General features: G+C 28.9%; 18 protein-coding genes, 2 tRNA genes and 1 other RNA gene. 16 read left to right on the plus strand and 5 right to left on the minus strand.

Going from position 1 to position 17,992, the window contains the following annotated elements; translation table 11 throughout:
- Positions 1 to 101 precede the first annotated feature (101 nt).
- Positions 102 to 947: an aldo/keto reductase gene (locus E5347_RS11890; protein WP_136007448.1), complete on the plus strand. Its 846-nt coding sequence runs from the start codon at positions 102 to 104 to the stop codon at positions 945 to 947.
- 12 nt (positions 948 to 959) lie between these two features.
- Entirely contained in the window at positions 960 to 1,541 is a 582-nt protein-coding gene (locus tag E5347_RS11895; RefSeq protein ID WP_136007449.1) for a histidine phosphatase family protein, read from the plus strand.
- Between the two features lie 68 nt (positions 1,542 to 1,609).
- Here E5347_RS11895 and E5347_RS11900 read toward each other — a convergent pair whose 3' ends face one another.
- Positions 1,610 to 2,338: a lysophospholipid acyltransferase family protein gene (locus E5347_RS11900; protein ID WP_136007450.1), complete on the minus strand. Its 729-nt coding sequence runs from the start codon at positions 2,336 to 2,338 to the stop codon at positions 1,610 to 1,612.
- A gap of 133 nt (positions 2,339 to 2,471) precedes the next feature.
- Between E5347_RS11900 and E5347_RS11905 the strand changes: the two genes are divergently transcribed.
- Positions 2,472 to 2,546: transfer RNA gene (locus E5347_RS11905), tRNA-Arg, on the plus strand.
- Positions 2,547 to 2,593: 47 nt separating this feature from the next.
- Here the strand turns inward: E5347_RS11905 and E5347_RS11910 are convergent.
- Both E5347_RS11910 and E5347_RS11915 read right to left on the minus strand, forming a co-directional pair.
- Complete coding sequence (locus E5347_RS11910; RefSeq protein ID WP_136007451.1) at positions 2,594 to 3,163, minus strand: TetR/AcrR family transcriptional regulator; 570 nt, start codon at positions 3,161 to 3,163, stop codon at positions 2,594 to 2,596.
- On the minus strand, positions 3,160 to 3,879 hold the full coding sequence (locus E5347_RS11915) for an MBL fold metallo-hydrolase (RefSeq protein ID WP_136007452.1): 720 nt from the start codon (positions 3,877 to 3,879) through the stop codon (positions 3,160 to 3,162). Before E5347_RS11915 ends, E5347_RS11910 begins: the two co-directional genes overlap by 4 nt.
- A 328-nt stretch (positions 3,880 to 4,207) precedes the next feature.
- Here E5347_RS11915 and E5347_RS11920 point away from each other — a divergent pair, with 328 nt between their 5' ends.
- The 6 genes from E5347_RS11920 to ffs all read left to right on the plus strand — a co-directional run bounded on the left by E5347_RS11920 (position 4,208) and on the right by ffs (position 9,115).
- The gene (locus tag E5347_RS11920; protein WP_136007453.1) at positions 4,208 to 5,557 is read left to right on the plus strand and encodes an MATE family efflux transporter; all 1,350 of its coding nucleotides are present in this window, start codon (positions 4,208 to 4,210) and stop codon (positions 5,555 to 5,557) included.
- 242 nt (positions 5,558 to 5,799) lie between these two features.
- Entirely contained in the window at positions 5,800 to 7,044 is a 1,245-nt protein-coding gene (locus E5347_RS11925; RefSeq protein ID WP_136007454.1) for an HlyC/CorC family transporter, read from the plus strand.
- 198 nt (positions 7,045 to 7,242) lie between these two features.
- The gene (locus E5347_RS11930; RefSeq protein ID WP_136007455.1) at positions 7,243 to 7,692 is read left to right on the plus strand and encodes a nucleoside deaminase; all 450 of its coding nucleotides are present in this window, start codon (positions 7,243 to 7,245) and stop codon (positions 7,690 to 7,692) included.
- Complete coding sequence (gene lgt / locus E5347_RS11935) at positions 7,693 to 8,466, plus strand: prolipoprotein diacylglyceryl transferase (RefSeq protein WP_136007456.1); 774 nt, start codon at positions 7,693 to 7,695, stop codon at positions 8,464 to 8,466.
- 294 nt (positions 8,467 to 8,760) lie between these two features.
- Positions 8,761 to 8,850 (plus strand) — tRNA-Ser (locus tag E5347_RS11940).
- Between the two features lie 3 nt (positions 8,851 to 8,853).
- Positions 8,854 to 9,115, plus strand: an RNA gene (gene ffs, locus E5347_RS11945) — signal recognition particle sRNA large type.
- Positions 9,116 to 9,283: 168 nt separating this feature from the next.
- Here the strand turns inward: ffs and E5347_RS11950 are convergent.
- A complete protein-coding gene (locus E5347_RS11950; protein WP_136007457.1) occupies positions 9,284 to 9,775 on the minus strand; it encodes a dihydrofolate reductase in 492 nt (163 codons plus the stop codon).
- A complete protein-coding gene (locus E5347_RS11955; RefSeq protein ID WP_136007458.1) occupies positions 9,775 to 10,566 on the minus strand; it encodes a thymidylate synthase in 792 nt (263 codons plus the stop codon). The genes E5347_RS11950 and E5347_RS11955 overlap by 1 nt, the downstream gene beginning before the upstream one ends.
- 487 nt (positions 10,567 to 11,053) lie before the next feature.
- Between E5347_RS11955 and E5347_RS11960 the strand changes: the two genes are divergently transcribed.
- The 7 genes from E5347_RS11960 to E5347_RS11990 all read left to right on the plus strand — a co-directional run bounded on the left by E5347_RS11960 (position 11,054) and on the right by E5347_RS11990 (position 17,626).
- The gene (locus E5347_RS11960) at positions 11,054 to 12,226 is read left to right on the plus strand and encodes an MFS transporter (RefSeq protein WP_168354959.1); all 1,173 of its coding nucleotides are present in this window, start codon (positions 11,054 to 11,056) and stop codon (positions 12,224 to 12,226) included.
- 124 nt (positions 12,227 to 12,350) lie between these two features.
- Entirely contained in the window at positions 12,351 to 13,967 is a 1,617-nt protein-coding gene (gene dnaX / locus E5347_RS11965) for a DNA polymerase III subunit gamma/tau (RefSeq protein ID WP_136007486.1), read from the plus strand.
- Positions 13,968 to 14,278: 311 nt separating this feature from the next.
- On the plus strand, positions 14,279 to 14,623 hold the full coding sequence (locus E5347_RS11970; RefSeq protein ID WP_136007460.1) for a YbaB/EbfC family nucleoid-associated protein: 345 nt from the start codon (positions 14,279 to 14,281) through the stop codon (positions 14,621 to 14,623).
- Positions 14,624 to 14,808: 185 nt separating this feature from the next.
- Positions 14,809 to 15,405, plus strand: a complete 597-nt coding sequence (recR, locus tag E5347_RS11975; RefSeq protein WP_136007461.1) for a recombination mediator RecR — start codon at positions 14,809 to 14,811, stop codon at positions 15,403 to 15,405.
- A gap of 15 nt (positions 15,406 to 15,420) precedes the next feature.
- A complete protein-coding gene (gene cls / locus E5347_RS11980) occupies positions 15,421 to 16,956 on the plus strand; it encodes a cardiolipin synthase (protein WP_136007462.1) in 1,536 nt (511 codons plus the stop codon).
- A gap of 123 nt (positions 16,957 to 17,079) precedes the next feature.
- Complete coding sequence (locus E5347_RS11985; protein ID WP_136007463.1) at positions 17,080 to 17,337, plus strand: DUF2508 family protein; 258 nt, start codon at positions 17,080 to 17,082, stop codon at positions 17,335 to 17,337.
- 40 nt (positions 17,338 to 17,377) lie between these two features.
- Positions 17,378 to 17,626: a pro-sigmaK processing inhibitor BofA family protein gene (locus E5347_RS11990; protein WP_136007464.1), complete on the plus strand. Its 249-nt coding sequence runs from the start codon at positions 17,378 to 17,380 to the stop codon at positions 17,624 to 17,626.
- Positions 17,627 to 17,992 lie beyond the last annotated feature (366 nt).

Here is a 17,992-nt window from a genome sequence, read left to right on the forward strand (position 1 = left end):
ACCTCCTAATTTAAAAAATAAAAAACTCTTGCTAGGTAGTAACTACCTACTGGTAACATTATTATAAGATTAAAAATAATAAAAATAAAGGAGAAATTAAAATGGAATATGTAAGCTTAAATAATGGTGTGAAAATGCCATCAGTTGGATTTGGAGTTTTTCAAATCACAGATAAAGAAGAATGTGTTAGAGTTGTATTAGATGCTATTGATGTAGGTTACCGTTTAATTGATACAGCACAAGCTTATGGTAACGAAGAAGCTGTTGGAGAGGCTATCACTAAGTCATCAGTGCCGAGGGAAGAGCTATTTATAACAACTAAAGTATGGATTGGTAATAGTGGCTATGAAAAAGCCAAAGCATCTATTGAATCTTCTTTAAAGAAAATGAAATTAGATTATTTGGATTTAGTATTAATTCATCAACCAGTAAATGATTACTATGGAACGTATAGAGCTATGCAAGATTTATATAAAGAAGGAAAAATCAAAGCAATAGGAGTATCAAATTTTTATCCAGATCGTTTAGTTGATTTAGCTTTATTTAATGAGGTAAAACCAGCAGTAAATCAGATTGAGATTAATCCATTTCACCAACAATTAGATGCACAGACTTTTAATCAAAAATATAATGTGCAACTACAAGCATGGGCTCCTTTTGCTGAGGGGAAAAATGGAATGTTTGAAAATCAGGATTTAAAAACGATAGGAGATAAATATAATAAATCAGTTGCGCAAGTTATTTTAAGATGGTTACTTCAAAGAGGAATCGTTCCATTAGCTAAAACAGTTAATAAGGAAAGGATGCTACAGAATATAGATGTTTTTAATTTTGAGTTAAGTGAAGATGATATGAATAAAATATCTTCTTTAGATAAAAAAGAAAGTTCTTTCTTTAATCATCAAGAAGCATCAGCAGTAGAAATGTTAGCAAGTCTTGTTAGATAGGGGGAAGGGCTTATGAAAAAAACATTATACTTAATGAGACATGGACAAACACTTTTTAATTTTAGAAGAAAAGTTCAAGGATGGTGTGATTCTCCATTAACTAATTTAGGAATTAGACAAGCGGTCATTGCTGGTGAATATTTTAAAAGAAATAACATAACTTTTGATCATGCATATTCATCTACATCTGAAAGAGCTTGTGATACATTAGAATATGTTGCGAAGATTCCATATACAAGAGTAAAGGGACTTAAGGAATGGAATTTTGGAACCTTTGAAGGGGAAAGCGAAGACTTAAATCCACCATTACCCTACAGAGATTTTTTTGTTAAGTATGGTGGTGAAGATGAATTTGAATTGAGAAATAGAGTAGTAGAAACTCTTAGTTCAATTATGAAAAATGATGATCACCATACAGTTTTAGCTGTTTCTCATGGAGCTGCTTGTCGTCAATTTATGATGCATTGGGCTTATAATAGTGATATTAATCAAAAAGAAAGGCTAGATAACTGTTGTATATTAAAGTTTGAATTTGAGAATGAAGAGTTTAAATTACTAGAAATAATAAATCATGATTTTAGCAAATTATATTAAAAGGTATAAATTAATAAAAGTCGGCAAAATTGCCGACTTTTATTTTACAGTTTTATTATGAATTCATTTTAAGCTTTATGAAGTTGATTTTTAATAATTTCATAAACCTTCTTAGGTAATGCATCTTGTTCTTCCTTACTTAAGTCAGCAGTTTCTATAGCTGGATGTATATAAAGATTAACAGTTGCTGGTTTTAAAGTCCATTTTCGCTTATTAGTTTCCATAATTCTATAAGATCCATCCATAGTAACAGGAACTATAGGACATTTAGATTTAGTTGCAAGCTTAAAGCTTCCAGCTTTAAATTCTCCCATATTATTTCCCTTACTTCTAGTTCCTTCTGGAAAAATAACTAGTGAGTGACCAGACTTAAGAATCTTAATACCATGAACGATAGCTTCTCCAGCTTTTCTTATATTGCTTCTATCCATAAATACACAATACATGTATTCCATCCAAGTTCTTACACCAGGTATTTTCTTTACTTCTATTTTAGATACAAAACCTTTTAATCCAGGTATTTGACTCATATAAATTGGAATATCAAAATTTCCTTGGTGATTTCCTATATATAATACATTTTTATCCTTAGGTAAGTTTTCTACACCATGAACAATTACCTTAACTCCAGCTACTTTTAAAAGTGTTTTAGCCCACAGTGTAGTAACTTTGTAAACTAAAGCATCTCTTTTCTCTATTTCACCTTTTTTATCTAGCATTTTAGTTCTAATTAATGCAGGTATGGTTAAAATTATAGTTCCAAAGAACACAATATACCAAACTATAGATCTAAGCATTCAATCAAATCCTTTCAATCAATAAAAATAATTCCATAATTAAGTATATACCAAAATAATTACATATAAAAGTTTTTATTTGTTCATAATATTGACATGTAGAAAATGTTATTATACAATTTTATTGGTATATGTCTCCATAGTTCAATGGATAGAACAGTCCCCTCCTAAGGGACAGATACAGGTTCGATCCCTGTTGGGGATACCAGTAAAAGCTCACAAGCCAAGTTAATTCTAGGTTTGTGAGCTTTTCACTTATATATTTTTATATTTGTCTTCAATACCATTAGTTATTAATTCTAATCCAGCAGTGAAGCTTTTATCTATTGAAGTAGACATTTCAAATAACTTATTTTGTTCAAAATTTATAAATCCGTGAAGGTAGCTCCTTAAAGTTCTTATAATATGAATATTTTCTTCCTGAGAATAATTATATATAGAAATGACTTTAGAAATTATATTTATAATATCTGTAGAAAGCTTCTCAATATTAACATCAGTAAAAGTACTGACTAGCTGAGTTGATTCATATAAGGGAGGATAATCTCTAGAAAATTTTCTATATTCATTACTCATAGAAATTAATGCATCCTTGCCTGAGAGGCCAATAGTTGCCTCCATAAGGCATTCTTTAAGCTTATTTAGTCCATAATTAGCTAATATATTATAAAGATCATCTATCCCTTTTAAATGATTATATAATGATGGAGTTTTTATTTCTAAAGCATCAGCTATATCTTTTAAGGTGATATTTTTTAAGCCTTTTTCATTTGCTATAGAGATAGTAGTTTGAATAATTATATCTCTTGTAATTCTTTTTTTCATATACTACTGCCTCCTTTAAGATTTTTTTCAGCCCTCTTTATTGCATTAATTATTAATTCTTTTGGGCTTTCTATCACATCACCATGACCAGTAGCTAATAAATCAATTTCTAATTTGCTTAACTTTTTAGCACTTTCAATAGCAATTTCCTTACTCCAAGTTGCTAAAGCAGGGAAGGGAAAGAAAAGTCTTTTATCTCCAGAGACAGATAATCCACCCTTTACTTGAAAAGCATCACCTGTAATAAGTATTCGTAATTCTTCATTATAAAATGACATGGATCCAGGGGTATGGCCTGGTGTTGAAATAGCTTTTAATGAACCAATATAATCTCCGTCATTTAGAAGTACATCTGATTTTGTATTTACATCTATAAATCCTCCATTAATTTTTGATGAGGGCTCATTTTCTTCTAATGAAAAGTCTCCATTCATTAATAAAGAATCACGTTTTGATATATAGACAGTAGCATTTGGTAATTTTTCATTTAATTTATCTAAGCCTCCTATATGGTCAGAGTGGGGATGAGTAAGAATAATATTACTAATAGGCTTTCCTATTTTTTTACTTAGGTTAAGAACTGGTTCACAAAATGATTTTAAACCTATATCAATTAAGGTTAAATTTGAATCTTCTTCAACTAGATAACAATTTATAGGAAAGAGCATACTTAAAAAAGTTATTTGATAAATGTTTTTATAATTTCTAATTCTCATATTTATAACCTCCTATTTACAGAATCTATTTATACTAATCTATGCTAATGATGTTAGTTTAGTGACAAATATAATTAGTATTTTTAATAATGTAGTTAGTTATATTATTTATAGATATTTAAACTTTTAAACATCTATAAATAATGAAATAGATAAAAGGGTTTTAATGAAATTAAGTTAGAAGGTATTATCTTGACAAACTTCTTTTATTATAAGAAAATATCAAGAGTAATTATACGTAAGCAAAGAGCAGATGGGCGGCTTGACTACCCATTTGTTCTTTTTTCTTTGTAAAAATAGAATTTAATATTTAACCTAGGAGGAAGTCATGAGAAAAGTATTTAAAGATAAGGCTTTTATAACAACGATGCTTACACTGGCATTGCCAATAACATTGCAAAGCTTTATAACATCGTCATTAAACTTAGTAGATAACCTAATGATAGGAAAGTTAGGAGAAGAAGCAATTGCTGCAGTAGGACTAGCCAATCAATATTTCTTTATTTTTACGCTATGCCTTTCAGGAATAAATGCTGGGGCAAGCGTGTTTATGTCTCAGTATTGGGGAAAGAAAGATGTTAAAAGTATAAAGAAGGTATTAGGATTAGACTTAAGCATAGGATTTATAGCATCTATAGTATTTGGTGGAGCTGCACTTATTTTTGCTGAGTCAATAATGGGATTATTATCTAGGGATACAATGGTAATAGAACTTGGAAGTCAATACTTAAGAATAATAGGAATTACTTTTATATTTACTAATTTTACGCAGGGTTTTTCATCAGCATTAAGAAGTTCAGAACAGCCTAAGGTTCCAATGTATGCTAGTTTAATAGGAGTTATATGTAATGCCTTTTTAAACTGGGTATTTATATTTGGTAACTTAGGGGCAAAACCAATGGGAGTTGCTGGAGCTGCTTTAGCTACTTCTATAGCACGTGCCTTAGAGATAGCTTATATAATTTATATGATTTATGTAAAAATTAATATAGTAGCTTCAAAAATTAAAGAACTATTTGCCTTTGACTTTAGTTTTGTAAAGACTTATTTCAATACTTCAATATCTGTTATAGCAAATGAATTATTATGGTCACTAGGAATGACTGCATTTTCTATAGCATATGCTCAAATAGGGACAAGTGCAGTAGCTACTATGCAAATTGCAACTACATTAAATAATATGTTTATGGTGCTTTGTATAGGATTAGCTTCAGCAGCTGCTATTATGGTAGGTAATAAGGTAGGGGCTAATGAAGAAGAAGTAGCAGTAGATTATTCACATAAGATAGGGAAGGTTGCTCCAGCTTTAGGATTAATTATAGGTATAGCAGTATGGATATTAGCACCTGCTATAGTAAGGCCTTTTAATGTAGAAGCTGAGACTTTCAAAGCAACGGTATCTGTTTTAAGAATAATGGCATTAATATGTCCTATAAGATCTTATAACGTAGTTATGATAGTTGGAATATTTAGAGGGGGCGGAGATACTCTTTACTCTACATTAGTACAACTAGGAACAATTTGGTTTTATGCAGTACCTATGGCTTTTATAGGAGCAACAGTATTATCACTACCAGTTACAGCAGTATATTTCTTAATCTGTTCAGAAGAATTTATAAAAATAATCTTTGAAAGAAGTAGATTAAAATCAGGAAAGTGGATACGAAGTGTAGTATAGGATAGTAGGGAAAATTAGAAATTATCACACTAACCAATTAAAATTTTTATTAAAATTAATTTTTTGAATTTTTTATATGATATAATATAAAAATAAAATTATATAAAAATTAAAAGATATATAAGCTTTCAATTAATGAAATTTACTTTAAAAACTATTTTTTACTTAAAATAATATAAATCTTCAAAATGTAGATTATTTATTGAAACATATATATATAAAATTTAGGATGGTGAATTAATTTGGAGAGTTATACGTGGCAGATAATATTATTAGTAATATTATTAGTTATGTCAGGATTTTTCTCTATGTCAGAAACGGCCTTAATGGCACTAAGTAAAATTAGAATAAGACATATGGTAGATGAGGGAGTTAAGGGAGCTAAGTTAATAGAGAAGTTAACTGAAGATCCAAGTAGATTATTAGGAGCAATATTAATAGGTAATAACATAGTTAATATAGGTGCATCTGCACTTGCAACATCAATTGCAGTTAAAACTATTGGAGAAAGTGGAGTTGGGTTAGTTACTGTTATTATGACTATTTTAGTTTTAATATTTGGTGAAATTACTCCTAAGTCAATAGCTAAGCAGAATTCTGAAAAGGTTGCATTAAGAGTAAGTAAGATTATAAATATAGTGGTTAAGGTTTTCAGACCATTTATATTTATATTTACTGCTATATCTAGTTTGTTTATCAGGCTTTTAGGAGGAGACCCTAAGGCTACAGAACCATTTATTACAGAAGAAGAATTAAAAACAATGGTTGGTGTAAGTGAAGAAGAGGGCGTACTTGAAGATGTTGAAAAGGAAATGATTTTTAACGTTTTTGAATTTGCAGATTCTCAAGTAAAAGATGTAATGGTACAAAGAGTAGATGTAGTTGCAGTAGATATGAATGCTACTTATGATGAAGTAATAGATATAATAAAAACTGAGCAATTTTCAAGAATACCAGTTTATAATCAAACTATAGATGATGTTATTGGTATATTAAATGTAAAAGATTTAATAATAGCTTTTGAAAGTAAGGAAAACTTTAAGGTTTCAGATTATATGAGGGAGCCTTATTATACTTATGAATTTAAGAGAATTACTGAGTTATTTAATGAAATGAAAAATACAAGAAATCATATGGCAGTTGTATTAGATGAGTATGGTGGAAATGTTGGGATAGTTACTATTGAAGACTTAATAGAAGAAGTAGTTGGCGAGATTGAAGACGAATATGATGATGAAGTTGATGATGAAATTATAGTAGTTAAGGAAGATGAATATATTGTAGATGGAAGCGCAAGGCTTGATCATATTGCTGAATTAATAGGTGTAACTATGGAATCAGAAGAATTTGATTCAGTAGGTGGATTAGTTATTGGAGAACTTGGAAGGTTCCCAGAACAAAATGAAGAAGTGGAAATGAATAATATTAAGTTTATAGTAGAAGAAATAGATAAAAATAGAATTAAAAAGGTTAGAATATTTACTTAAATAGTTAGAGAAATATCATATTACTTATCTGTAGTTAAACTTCAGTTGTGGTGGTATGATATTTTTTATACATAGATAAAATTATATATAAAAATTTATTAATTAAATTTAGATCTACATCATTTCTACATATTTTTACTATATAATAATTTATGTAGTAAGAAATATAGATTATTTTATATTAAGGTGAAGATTGATATGGATTATATGAATATTGCAATAGAAGAGGCAACTAAAGCCTTTATTAAAGAGGAAGTGCCTGTTGGAGCAGTTATAGTTAAGAATGGAGAAATAATAGCTAGAAATCATAATTTAAAGGAAAGTTTAAACTTAACTATTGCTCATGCAGAGATACTAGCTATTGAAGAGGCCTCTAAAAAACTTAATAACTGGAGACTATCAGGATGTGAAATGTATGTAACATTAGAGCCATGCCCTATGTGTGCAGCTGCAATAGCTCAAAGTAGAATATCAAAACTATATATAGGAACCTTTAATAAAGATATGGGGGCATGTGGATCTACTGTAAATTTATTAGATTATGATATATTCAATTGGAAAGTTGATGTAAAATGGTGTTATAATGAAGAATGCAGTAATTTATTAACAAAGTTTTTTAAAAATAAAAGAAATATAAGGAGGGATTAGATGAATCCAATAGCATTTAATGTATTTGGTTTAGAAATAAGATGGTATGGAGTAATAATTTCTATGGGAGTTGTTGCTGCTATGCTATTAATATATATGCTGGCAAAAAAGAAAGATCTAAATTATGATACTATAATAGATGCATTTTTAGTTACTTTCCCAATATCAATAATAGGGGCAAGATTATACTATGTGGCCTTTGAATTTCAAAATTTTAACTCATTTAAGGATATGATAAATATTAGAAATGGTGGAATGGCTATTCATGGTGGAGTAATAGCAGCATTATTATCAGGATATTTCTTTGCTAAATATAAAAAGATTAATTTCTTAAAATATGTTGATGTAATAATGCCAGGGGTTATTTTAGCGCAAGCTATAGGTAGATGGGGAAATTTTATGAACCAAGAGGCTCATGGTGGACCTGTAACTCAAGAGTTTATAAGTAAATTCCCAGAATTTATTCAAAAAGGAATGCTGATTAAAGGTACTTATTATCATCCAACATTTTTATATGAATCCATATGGAATCTATTAGTTTGTGGTATTTTAGTGTACATCCTTCTAAAGAAAAAAGAAGGAAAAGATGGAGTTATCCTTGGTGGATATATGATTCTTTATTCTATAGGAAGATTCTTTATTGAAGGATTAAGAACTGATAGTTTAATGTTTATGGGATTAAGAACTGCACAAATAGTAAGCTTAATTGGAATAGTATTAGGAATAGGTCTTATTATTTGGGCTTATAAAAAGAATAAAAATCAAGCTAGATAAAAATTAAGTAGGTATTATTATACCTACTTTTTATTTTTATAATAAATTTTAATAATTAAAATTTTAATTTAGGTTAAAATAATTAAGTAAGATTTAAATCACATTATTAACTATTTAATTCTTAGTTGGATGTCTTTACAATAGTCGCCAGCTTTTTAAATCTTGCAATATTTATTGGTATATGATAATATATAGCAGTAGTTAAGTTAAATAGCTATATAGGCAATTCAAAATCAAAGATTTTGTAATTGAACAACTTATTATATTTAAGTTAATAGAGAGTTTTAATAATATGGAGAGATGTCCGAGTGGTCGAAGGAGCACGCCTGGAAAGCGTGTATAGGGGCAACTCTATCAGGGGTTCAAATCCCCTTCTCTCCGCCATGACTGTGCTAGATGGGGAGTTAGCGGTGCCCTATAACCTGCAATCCGCTATAGCAGGATTGAATTCCCAGTCTAGGCTTTAATCTGTAGAGCCTGCCTATGCAAGTGGTGTTGATGGCAAGGTCCCATACGACGTAAGTGCATGAACCTCGTCAGGTCCGGAAGGAAGCAGCGATAAGTGATTACTGCGTGTGATATGGATAAATCTTGTCAGAGCTAACTACATAGTAACGTCTATAGATTACTGTCGAAGCTGGGTGCACGGTTTTAATTTTTAGGCCTTTCTAAGAAGAAGGGTTTTTTTAATGCAAATATGTAATTATTAATGAAAATATATAATTAATAATTAATTATTTATAGGTTACTCTTCAATAGGATTAACATACAATAGGACAAGAAAACGAGGGCATTCCATAAGGAATACCCTCGTTTTCTATTTCCTTATTAAATTTATAAAATCAAAATTTAAATTATCTTTTTCATTAACTAAAATTTCAGATTTATAATCAGTTATCCAATCATTAAGACCGATACTTGGGAATTTTGTATCACCATCAAAATCTTTATAAACTCTAGTTAAGTATAACTTCTTTGTATTAGGTAAAAGAGTTCTATATATCTCTCCGCCGCCAATAACAAAGGCTTCTTCAGTAGAATTTTCAAATCTAGTAATAATAGAGTCTATATCATTAACTACTTCTACATCAGGTGAAGTAACTTTAAAGCTTTTATCTCTTGTAATTACAATATGATGTCTATTAGGTAAAACCTTAGGTAAAGATTCAAAAGTCTTTCTACCCATTATAATAGTATTACCTGATGTAATGGACTTAAATCTCTTTAAGTCTTCAGATATATGCCATAAAAGCTTGTTATCTCCGCCAATAACATTATTAGAAGCTTTGGCAACTATAATAGATAACATTACACACTTACCTCCATTTTAATTGGGTCATGGTGTTTATAATCTATTAATTTAACATCATCAGCTGTGAAGTCATAGAAATTCGTTATTTCCGGATTTATCCAAAGCTTTGGTGCATCAAAATCTTCATTTTCTCTAGTTAATTGAAGTTTCATTCCTTCAACTTGATTTTCATAAATATGTGCATTATTAATCACGTGAGTGAATAATCCAGGTTTAAGATTAGTTACTTGTGCTATTAAATGAACTAATACAGCATATTGGCTAGTATTAAATGGAACTCCCAATGGAATGTCCCCACTACGCTGGATTAACATGCAATTTAAGTAACCATCTGTTACGTCCCATAAAGTTTGATAGCAACAAGGTTGCAATGTCATTTCTGGTAGATCTTCTATATTCCACATAGACATAATCATTCTTCTGTCTTGAGGATTATTTTTTAAGGACTCAATAAGCTTATCTACTTGGTTAAACTTTGCTATTTGGTATCCATAAGCCTTACCTATTGTATTATTCTCATCTACCCATTCATCCCATATATGGACATTTTGTTCTTGAAGCTTAGTCACGTCATTTGATTGATCTCTATATATCCATAGCATTTCCTTTATAGCAGTTTTAAATGCAACTTTTTTAGTAGTTAGTATAGGGAATTCCTTTTGTAAATTAAACTGCATAATTTGATGTGGTAGCTTGTATGTAGGCATCCCAGTTCTGTTATTATCATAATAACCATTTTCAAAGATATCTTTAACTATAGATAAGTATTTCTTATCGTATAAACTCAAGTTTTATCACTCCTTACTATTATTTAAATTTATTGTACTATAAAATTTAATAAGTATAAATGATATTAGGATAAGTTTGAGTTTTTGAATATTGGTATATAGGGCTGAAGCATAGTATAAGAATAATAAACTAAATGATGAATAATATTATAAGTAATATATGTAATATTTAACAAATAGCAGTTAAATAAGCACTTGTAAATATTTATGAAATAATATATGCTTGAAATAGATTATTTTGGAAGAAAGGAGAAATAGACTATGAAGTTTCCTGTAAGAAAGATGAAATATGAAATTTTATCTAGTAGTTCACAGTCAAAAACATGCATGTTTTTTGAAAATTGGATTACTATGCCCTTTTTTAGGGGAAATTTGAGAAAATCTATTTCTTAAGTTGCAATATAGTAACTCCAATTAGGCCTAGATTAAGTATCTTAGGTCTTTTATTATGCTTAAAAATAATTATAGAAAATTGGAGTTGATTAAAATGAATAAAATAAAAAAGAATATAAGAAATGATTATTTATATAGATTTCTTTCATCCTTTGATATAACATCTGCTATTTGGGTATTGTATTTAGGGTATAAGGGAATGAATTTAGCAGAAATAGGTTTGCTTGAAGGAATATTTCATATTACTGGTTTTATTTCAGAAATACCAACTGGAGCATTAGCCGATTTATTTGGTAGAAGAAAAATAATGATAATTGGTAGAATAACATCATTAATATCAGCAATAATAATGCTATTTTCAAATTCCTTTCTTGGATTTGCCATTGGTTTTATATTATCAGCTTGGGGATATAATTTGAATTCAGGATCTGAGGAAGCTTTAATATACGATACACTTAAAACATTAAAAAGAGAAGATGAGTATTTAAAGATTAATGGTAGGTTAAATTTAATAATAGAAATTTCACAGGGGTTAGCAGTATTTATAGGTGGACTTTTATCTCAAATAGATTTTTCTATAAGTTATATTACTGCAATTGTTATTGGTGTATTTTCTTTAACTGTATCTTTTAATTTTACTGAAGTTGATATAAGGGAAACTCATGAAGAAAGAGTAACGGTGATAAATCATTTTAAAACCTCAATAAATATATTGAAAAATAATAGGAGACTTTTAAATATATTAATGTACTTTCCTTTAATTTATACTTTTTCAGCAATAATATATTTTTATGGGCAACAATTCTTAAGTGATTCAGGTTACTCAAGGGTAAGTATTTCAACAATATTTTTATTTAATGGAATACTTTCATCTTTAGGAGCAATTTTAAGTGATAAGATATATAAGAAGTTTAAATCAAAAGGATGGATTTCTATATCTATGTTAATTAGTTTGCTGATAGTATTGATGGGGTATTCAAGTAAAGAAACAACAATATTGATTTTTGTATCTATAGGATTTCTAACTTCTATACTTCAACCTATTAGTAGTAAATTAATAAATTCTAGTGTTGAATCCAGACAAAGAGCAACTATAATTTCAGTAGAGAGTATGTTTTACTCATTAATGATGATATTATTATTCCCTTTATGCGGATATATAGGAGATATTATTTCCTTGGAAATATCTTTTAAGCTAATTGGAGTTATAGGTTTAGCAATTACTATTGTTGAATTTTTAGTTATAAAGAAAAATAGCATAAAGTAATTTTGAAGAAACTCAAGTTATCTTGGGTTTCTTTTAAATTTATTAAGTTCTAACTTTTATTTCTTCATTAATTTTAATCTTTAGTCTATAATATAAATAAATGATAAAAATAAGGAATGATATTATGGGATATACAGCTTTATATAGAGAATGGAGACCACAAAACTTTTATGATATTGTTGGTCAAGAACATATAACAACAACTGTTAAGAATCAAATACTAAATGATAGAATAGCTCATGCTTATCTTTTCTGTGGTACTAGAGGAACTGGTAAAACAACTACAGCTAAGGTTTTCGCTAAGGCCTTAAACTGTCTTGATTTACATGATGGAGAACCTTGTAACAAGTGTGAGATGTGTAAGAAGATAGATGAAGGGCTAGCAATAGATGTTACAGAATTAGATGCAGCTTCTAATAATGGTATTGATAAGATCAGAGATATAATAGATGATGTTAAGTATCCACCTCAAGAAGGTAGATATAAAGTATATATAATGGACGAAGTTCACATGTTATCTACAGGTGCTGTTAATGCCTTCTTAAAAACATTAGAAGAACCACCTAAGAATGTAATATTTATATTAGCAACAACAGATCCACAAAAATTACCTATTACTATTCTTTCAAGATGTCAAAGATTTGACTTTAAAAGAATAAACAATAATGAAATAATAGGTAGACTAAGAAAGATAGTAGATGATCAAAATGCAATAGCAGATGACAAGAGTTTAAGCTTAATTGCAAGAGTTTCTGATGGGGCTATGAGAGATGCCTTAAGTATATTAGATCAAGCTATTTCAATGGGAAATGGTGCAGTAGAATATGATACTCTTATTAATATGCTGGGCCTTGTAACTAATGATCACTTATTTACATTAACTAATGCAGTTAATCAAAGAAATGTAGAAAAGTCTATAGGAATTATAGATGAAGTGGTTTATGCAGGTAAGGATATATATCTTTTTATAAAAGATCTTATAAGTCATTATAGAAATATTCTTATGGCTAAGGTTACTAACAATCCTGAAGATGTATTAGATATGTCTGAAGAAAACATAACTTTAATTAAGGAACAGGGCAGTAAGCTAAGAGCTGAAGAAGTTATGAGATATATAAGAATTCTTCAAGAAGCAGAAGGTAATGCAAAGATAAGTAAACAAGCAAGATTGTACTTAGAGCTTGCCATAATAAAAATGTGTAAAATAGAATATGATACATCTAATGAAGTTATTTTAAGTAGGTTAAATAAACTTGAAGCATCCTTAAAGAATGGAAGTATCAAAGTTCAAACTGAAGTTGTAGCAGATGGAAAAGTTAAAGCAGATGCAGCTGTTAAGGAAATAAAGAAGGAAGTAAGAAGAGAAGTTATTCACAATACTTCTGGTAATGATTCCTCTAAGGTATCTTTAAATGATATTCAAAAATCTTGGAAAGATATATTAGAAAGAATTAAAGCTAGAAGAGCGATGATTGTTTATGCATCTTTAATTACTGGAAAACCTATAGATTGTAGCAAAGGAATTCTAACTATAGAATATGAAGAACAATATAAGTTTAATAAGGATAGATTAGAAAAACCTGAATATAGAGCATTACTTCAAGAAATACTTGCAGAGATTTTCAGAGAAGATATTAAGATAGTATTTACAGTAGAAGAAGGAAGTAGTGATGAGAAATCTACTGCAGATATGCTTCTTGAAACTTTAGGTTCTGATATGGTAGATATACTGGATGAGTAAACCACATAAAGTGATTCTTAGAAGAACTAATCCAGACACGTAGCGGTGCTTAGCTCCTACTTATAGAAGTTAGGAGTGTTAGCAATGCTAGTAATCGGATAAAATAAGCTTTAATTAAGTATAATAAAAAAGATCGATGCTTTCAATTAATGTAATTTACTTTAAAATTATTTTTCACTTAAAATTCTATAAGATTGCAATATGCAAAATATTTATTGAAACATATATATTAATAATGTTATAAATATAGTAAAATAAATGAAAATACTATATAATTAAAAATAGATTTTTATGATAAGGAGGATGTTTTTATGGCAAGAGGAGGATTCCCAGGCGGATTTGGGGGAGGAAATATGAATAACCTAATGAAGCAAGCTCAAAAACTTCAAAAGGAAATGGAGCAAATGCAAAAGGACCTAGAAACTAAAGAATATGAGGTTTCAGTAGGTGGCGGAGCTGTAGTTGTAAAAGCAAATGGAAAGAAAGAATTACTTTCTATTAACATAAAGCCTGAAGTTGTAGATGCAGATGATGTAGAAATGTTAGAAGACTTAGTTCTTAGTGCAGTTAATGAAGCATTAAGAAAGTCTGAAGAAGAAAGTGCAGAGAAAATGGGTAAATTAACTGGTGGAATGAATATACCAGGATTATTCTAATTTTATATATTATGTTTAATATAGTCCAATAAAAGGGCTGTGGCACAAATAGTTCAAATTAAGAATTAAAAATTAAAAATTACTAAAATTAATTTCTTTTCAAAACTCCTTCGGGAGTTTTTTCATTAATTTTTCATTGTGCGATAGAACCTTTTATATATTCAATTGACAGAAAGGGTGATTATATGGATTTTTATCCAGTAGCTATAGAAAAACTTATTGAAGAGTTTGCAAAGTTGCCAAGTATTGGGCAAAAAACAGCTCAAAGGCTTGCTTTACATGTTTTAAATCTTCCAGCTGATGAGGTTAGAGAATTTGCAGATGCTTTAGTTAAAGCTAGGGGAACAATAAAATATTGTTCAATATGTGGGAACTTCACAGATTCAGATCCATGTGCAATATGTGCTAATCCTAATAGAGATAAGGATGTTATTTGTGTTGTAGAACAACCTAAGGACATAATGACTATGGAAAAAGTAAAAGAATTTAATGGTACATATCATGTGCTTCATGGTAACTTGTCGCCAATGCAAGGAAGAGGTCCACAAGATATAAGAATTAGAGAATTAGTTGCAAGAATGAGTGCAGATGTAAAAGAAGTTATTATTGCAACAAATCCTAATATTGAAGGTGAAGCTACAGCAATGTATATTTCAAGAATTTTAAAACCATTAGATATTAAGGTAACTAGAATAGCATCAGGAATTCCTGTTGGTGGAGACTTAGAGTATGCTGATGAAGTAACTTTATCTAAGGCCCTTGAGGGGAGAAAAGAGATTTAAGTAAAGGGTGAATATATGAGTAAATTATTAAAATTTCTATTTAGTAGAATGGTAATTGTAGGGTTACTAATACTTATTCAAGTAGGTATATTAGCTTTTACTATTTGGACTTTATCTGAATCCTTTGTTTATTTATATGTATTATTCACTACTCTTAGCATAGTGGTTGTAATATATATAATGAGCCAAAAAGATAATCCATCTTTTAAACTGGCATGGATAATACCTGTATCCTTAGTACCTGTTTTTGGAGGATTGTTTTATTTAATTTTTGGATTAAGGAGAACAACAAAAAGGTTTAGAGGAAGAATAAATAAGATTCATACAGAAGGAGCTAAATATTTAGAACAAGATCCTGAAGTATTTAAGGAAATTGAAAAGGAAGACAAATCAATTTCTAATCAAGTAAAATATTTAAATAAGTATGCAGCAGCGCCAATATACAAAAATACCCATACTAAATACTTGTCACCTGGAGAAGAATTTTTTGAAGAACTAAAAAAAGAGCTTAAGAAAGCTAAGAAGTATATATTTATGGAGTACTTTATAATTCGAGAAGGAAAGATGTGGGATAGCATTCTTGAAATTCTTGAAGAAAAAGTAAAGGAAGGGGTAGATGTTAGGCTTATATATGATGATATGGGATGCCTTAGAACATTACCTTATAAGTATTATGAAAAACTAAGGAAAATGGGTATTAAGTGCTTAGTATTTAACCCATTTGTACCATTTTTATCAGTTATAATGAATCATAGAGATCATAGAAAAATAACTGTGATAGATGGACATACAGCCTTTACTGGAGGTATAAATTTAGCTGATGAATATATAAATGAAGTAGTTAGATTTGGACATTGGAAGGATGCTTCTATTGTGTTAAAAGGTGAAGCGGTATGGAATCTTACTATGATGTTCTTGCATGCTTGGGAGTTTAACTGTGGAGAAAAAGAAGACTATAATAAATATAGGCCACATGTTAATTATGAAGGAGCTTTTGAGGATGATGGATATGTTCAGCCTTATGGAGATAGTCCATTAGATGATGAAACCGTAGGTGAATATGTTTATTTAAATATTATAAATAAGGCTAAAGATTATATTTATATAAATACTCCTTATTTAATAGTAGATAATGAACTAGTAACTGCATTAACTTTAGCAGCAAAAAGTGGAGTTGAGGTAATAATAGTTACTCCTCATATAGAAGATAAGTGGTATGTTCACTTAGTTACTAGAGCTTACTATGCTCAGTTAATTGAAGCAGGCATTAAGATATATGAATATACTCCTGGATTTATTCACTCAAAAACCTTTGTATCAGATGATAAGATAGGAGTAGTTGGTTCTATTAATATGGATTATAGAAGCCTTTATTTACATTTTGAATGTGGAGTGTTTTTATATAAGACTAAGTCAGTAATGGAAATAAAGAAAGACTTCTTAGAAACATTAGATCAGTGTCAATTAATGACCTTAGAAGATTGTTACAATGAAAAGTGGTATAAGAAATTATTAGCAGCAGTAATTAGGGTTTTTGCACCTTTGTTATAGATAGTATAAATTTATTAAATAGCATTAAATAAGTATATAATATTGGTTAAAAGTTTTTTCCTTCTGAATAATTATCCTAAAAGTGGATAGTACTTAAATATACAATATTTAGGAGGGAAAGCAATGAATAAAAATATAATTTTAGATTTATTACTAAGAAATACAGAGAAAAGTAAAAAAGAGCATAGTGAAGAGGATATAGCTCTATTAAATAATATTAAAGAAACTATTTCAGAAATGGAAGTAGCTAGAGCTTTATTTGATTATGTAAGTGATCCTAAATTAGTTGAATTAGCCATATATGCTGAAGATACAGCAAGAACAAGATATGATTATTTAATAAGTGTTGCAAAGCGTCGTGACTTAAGAATGATAGAATAATATGTTATACTGAAGAATAAGATAAACTGGAGGGGATGTTATGGATGTTAATTTAATAATATATGGATTGATAGGGCTGGTATTATTATATTTAGTTATTAAGCTTTTAAAATGGCCGTTAAAAATATTAATAAATGGTGTAATTGGAATAGTATTATTATACTTAGCTAATGTTCTAGGTTCATACTTTGGTTTTGCCATAGCAATAAATTGGGTTACTGCATTAATAGCAGGATTTTTAGGAGTACCAGGAGTGATTTTTCTGGTTATATTTCAAATGTTTCTATAGAGTATTAAGAGCTGTCTAAGGACAGCTCAATTAATAATTAACAATGAATAGTTATTTATGCACTTCCTTAGGAATTACTAAAACAATTTGGTTTTGAAAACTCCTAAGGGAGTTTTTTTTATCATATATAATAAAAACTGCCTAAATGATCAGTACTAGACTTTAAGATTTAAAGAATAAATCTAATTAGTAAAAAGAAAAAGCTGTTGTATAATGAATATTCATTTTCAACAGCATTAGTCTATATAGATGGGAGTTAGAAGTTTTATACCAAAAAGTGAAAAGCTTCTTATAGAAACACAATATGAGAAGAGATAAAAAATGGTTACTAATAATTAATTGAAATATGGTAAAATATTATTATTA

The sequence above is a fragment of the Clostridium sartagoforme genome (genome assembly GCF_004794105.1).
Classification (GTDB): domain Bacteria; phylum Bacillota; class Clostridia; order Clostridiales; family Clostridiaceae; genus Clostridium; species Clostridium sartagoforme_B.

Bases quoted from the DNA above. Each gene is read 5' to 3' on its own strand.
- cls (WP_136007462.1), top strand. From the start codon at position 15,421: ATGAGTAAATTATTAAAATTTCTATTTAGTAGAATGGTAATTGTAGGG.
- E5347_RS11985 (WP_136007463.1), top strand. From the start codon at position 17,080: ATGAATAAAAATATAATTTTAGATTTATTACTAAGAAATACAGAGAAA.
- dnaX (WP_136007486.1), top strand. From the start codon at position 12,351: ATGGGATATACAGCTTTATATAGAGAATGGAGACCACAAAACTTTTAT.
- E5347_RS11990 (WP_136007464.1), top strand. From the start codon at position 17,378: ATGGATGTTAATTTAATAATATATGGATTGATAGGGCTGGTATTATTA.
- E5347_RS11915 (WP_136007452.1), bottom strand. From the start codon at position 3,879: ATGAGAATTAGAAATTATAAAAACATTTATCAAATAACTTTTTTAAGT.
- E5347_RS11950 (WP_136007457.1), bottom strand. From the start codon at position 9,775: ATGTTATCTATTATAGTTGCCAAAGCTTCTAATAATGTTATTGGCGGA.
- E5347_RS11890 (WP_136007448.1), top strand. From the start codon at position 102: ATGGAATATGTAAGCTTAAATAATGGTGTGAAAATGCCATCAGTTGGA.
- lgt (WP_136007456.1), top strand. From the start codon at position 7,693: ATGAATCCAATAGCATTTAATGTATTTGGTTTAGAAATAAGATGGTAT.
- E5347_RS11920 (WP_136007453.1), top strand. From the start codon at position 4,208: ATGAGAAAAGTATTTAAAGATAAGGCTTTTATAACAACGATGCTTACA.
- E5347_RS11910 (WP_136007451.1), bottom strand. From the start codon at position 3,163: ATGAAAAAAAGAATTACAAGAGATATAATTATTCAAACTACTATCTCT.
- E5347_RS11960 (WP_168354959.1), top strand. From the start codon at position 11,054: ATGAATAAAATAAAAAAGAATATAAGAAATGATTATTTATATAGATTT.
- recR (WP_136007461.1), top strand. From the start codon at position 14,809: ATGGATTTTTATCCAGTAGCTATAGAAAAACTTATTGAAGAGTTTGCA.
- E5347_RS11900 (WP_136007450.1), bottom strand. From the start codon at position 2,338: ATGCTTAGATCTATAGTTTGGTATATTGTGTTCTTTGGAACTATAATT.
- E5347_RS11895 (WP_136007449.1), top strand. From the start codon at position 960: ATGAAAAAAACATTATACTTAATGAGACATGGACAAACACTTTTTAAT.
- E5347_RS11970 (WP_136007460.1), top strand. From the start codon at position 14,279: ATGGCAAGAGGAGGATTCCCAGGCGGATTTGGGGGAGGAAATATGAAT.
- E5347_RS11930 (WP_136007455.1), top strand. From the start codon at position 7,243: ATGGATTATATGAATATTGCAATAGAAGAGGCAACTAAAGCCTTTATT.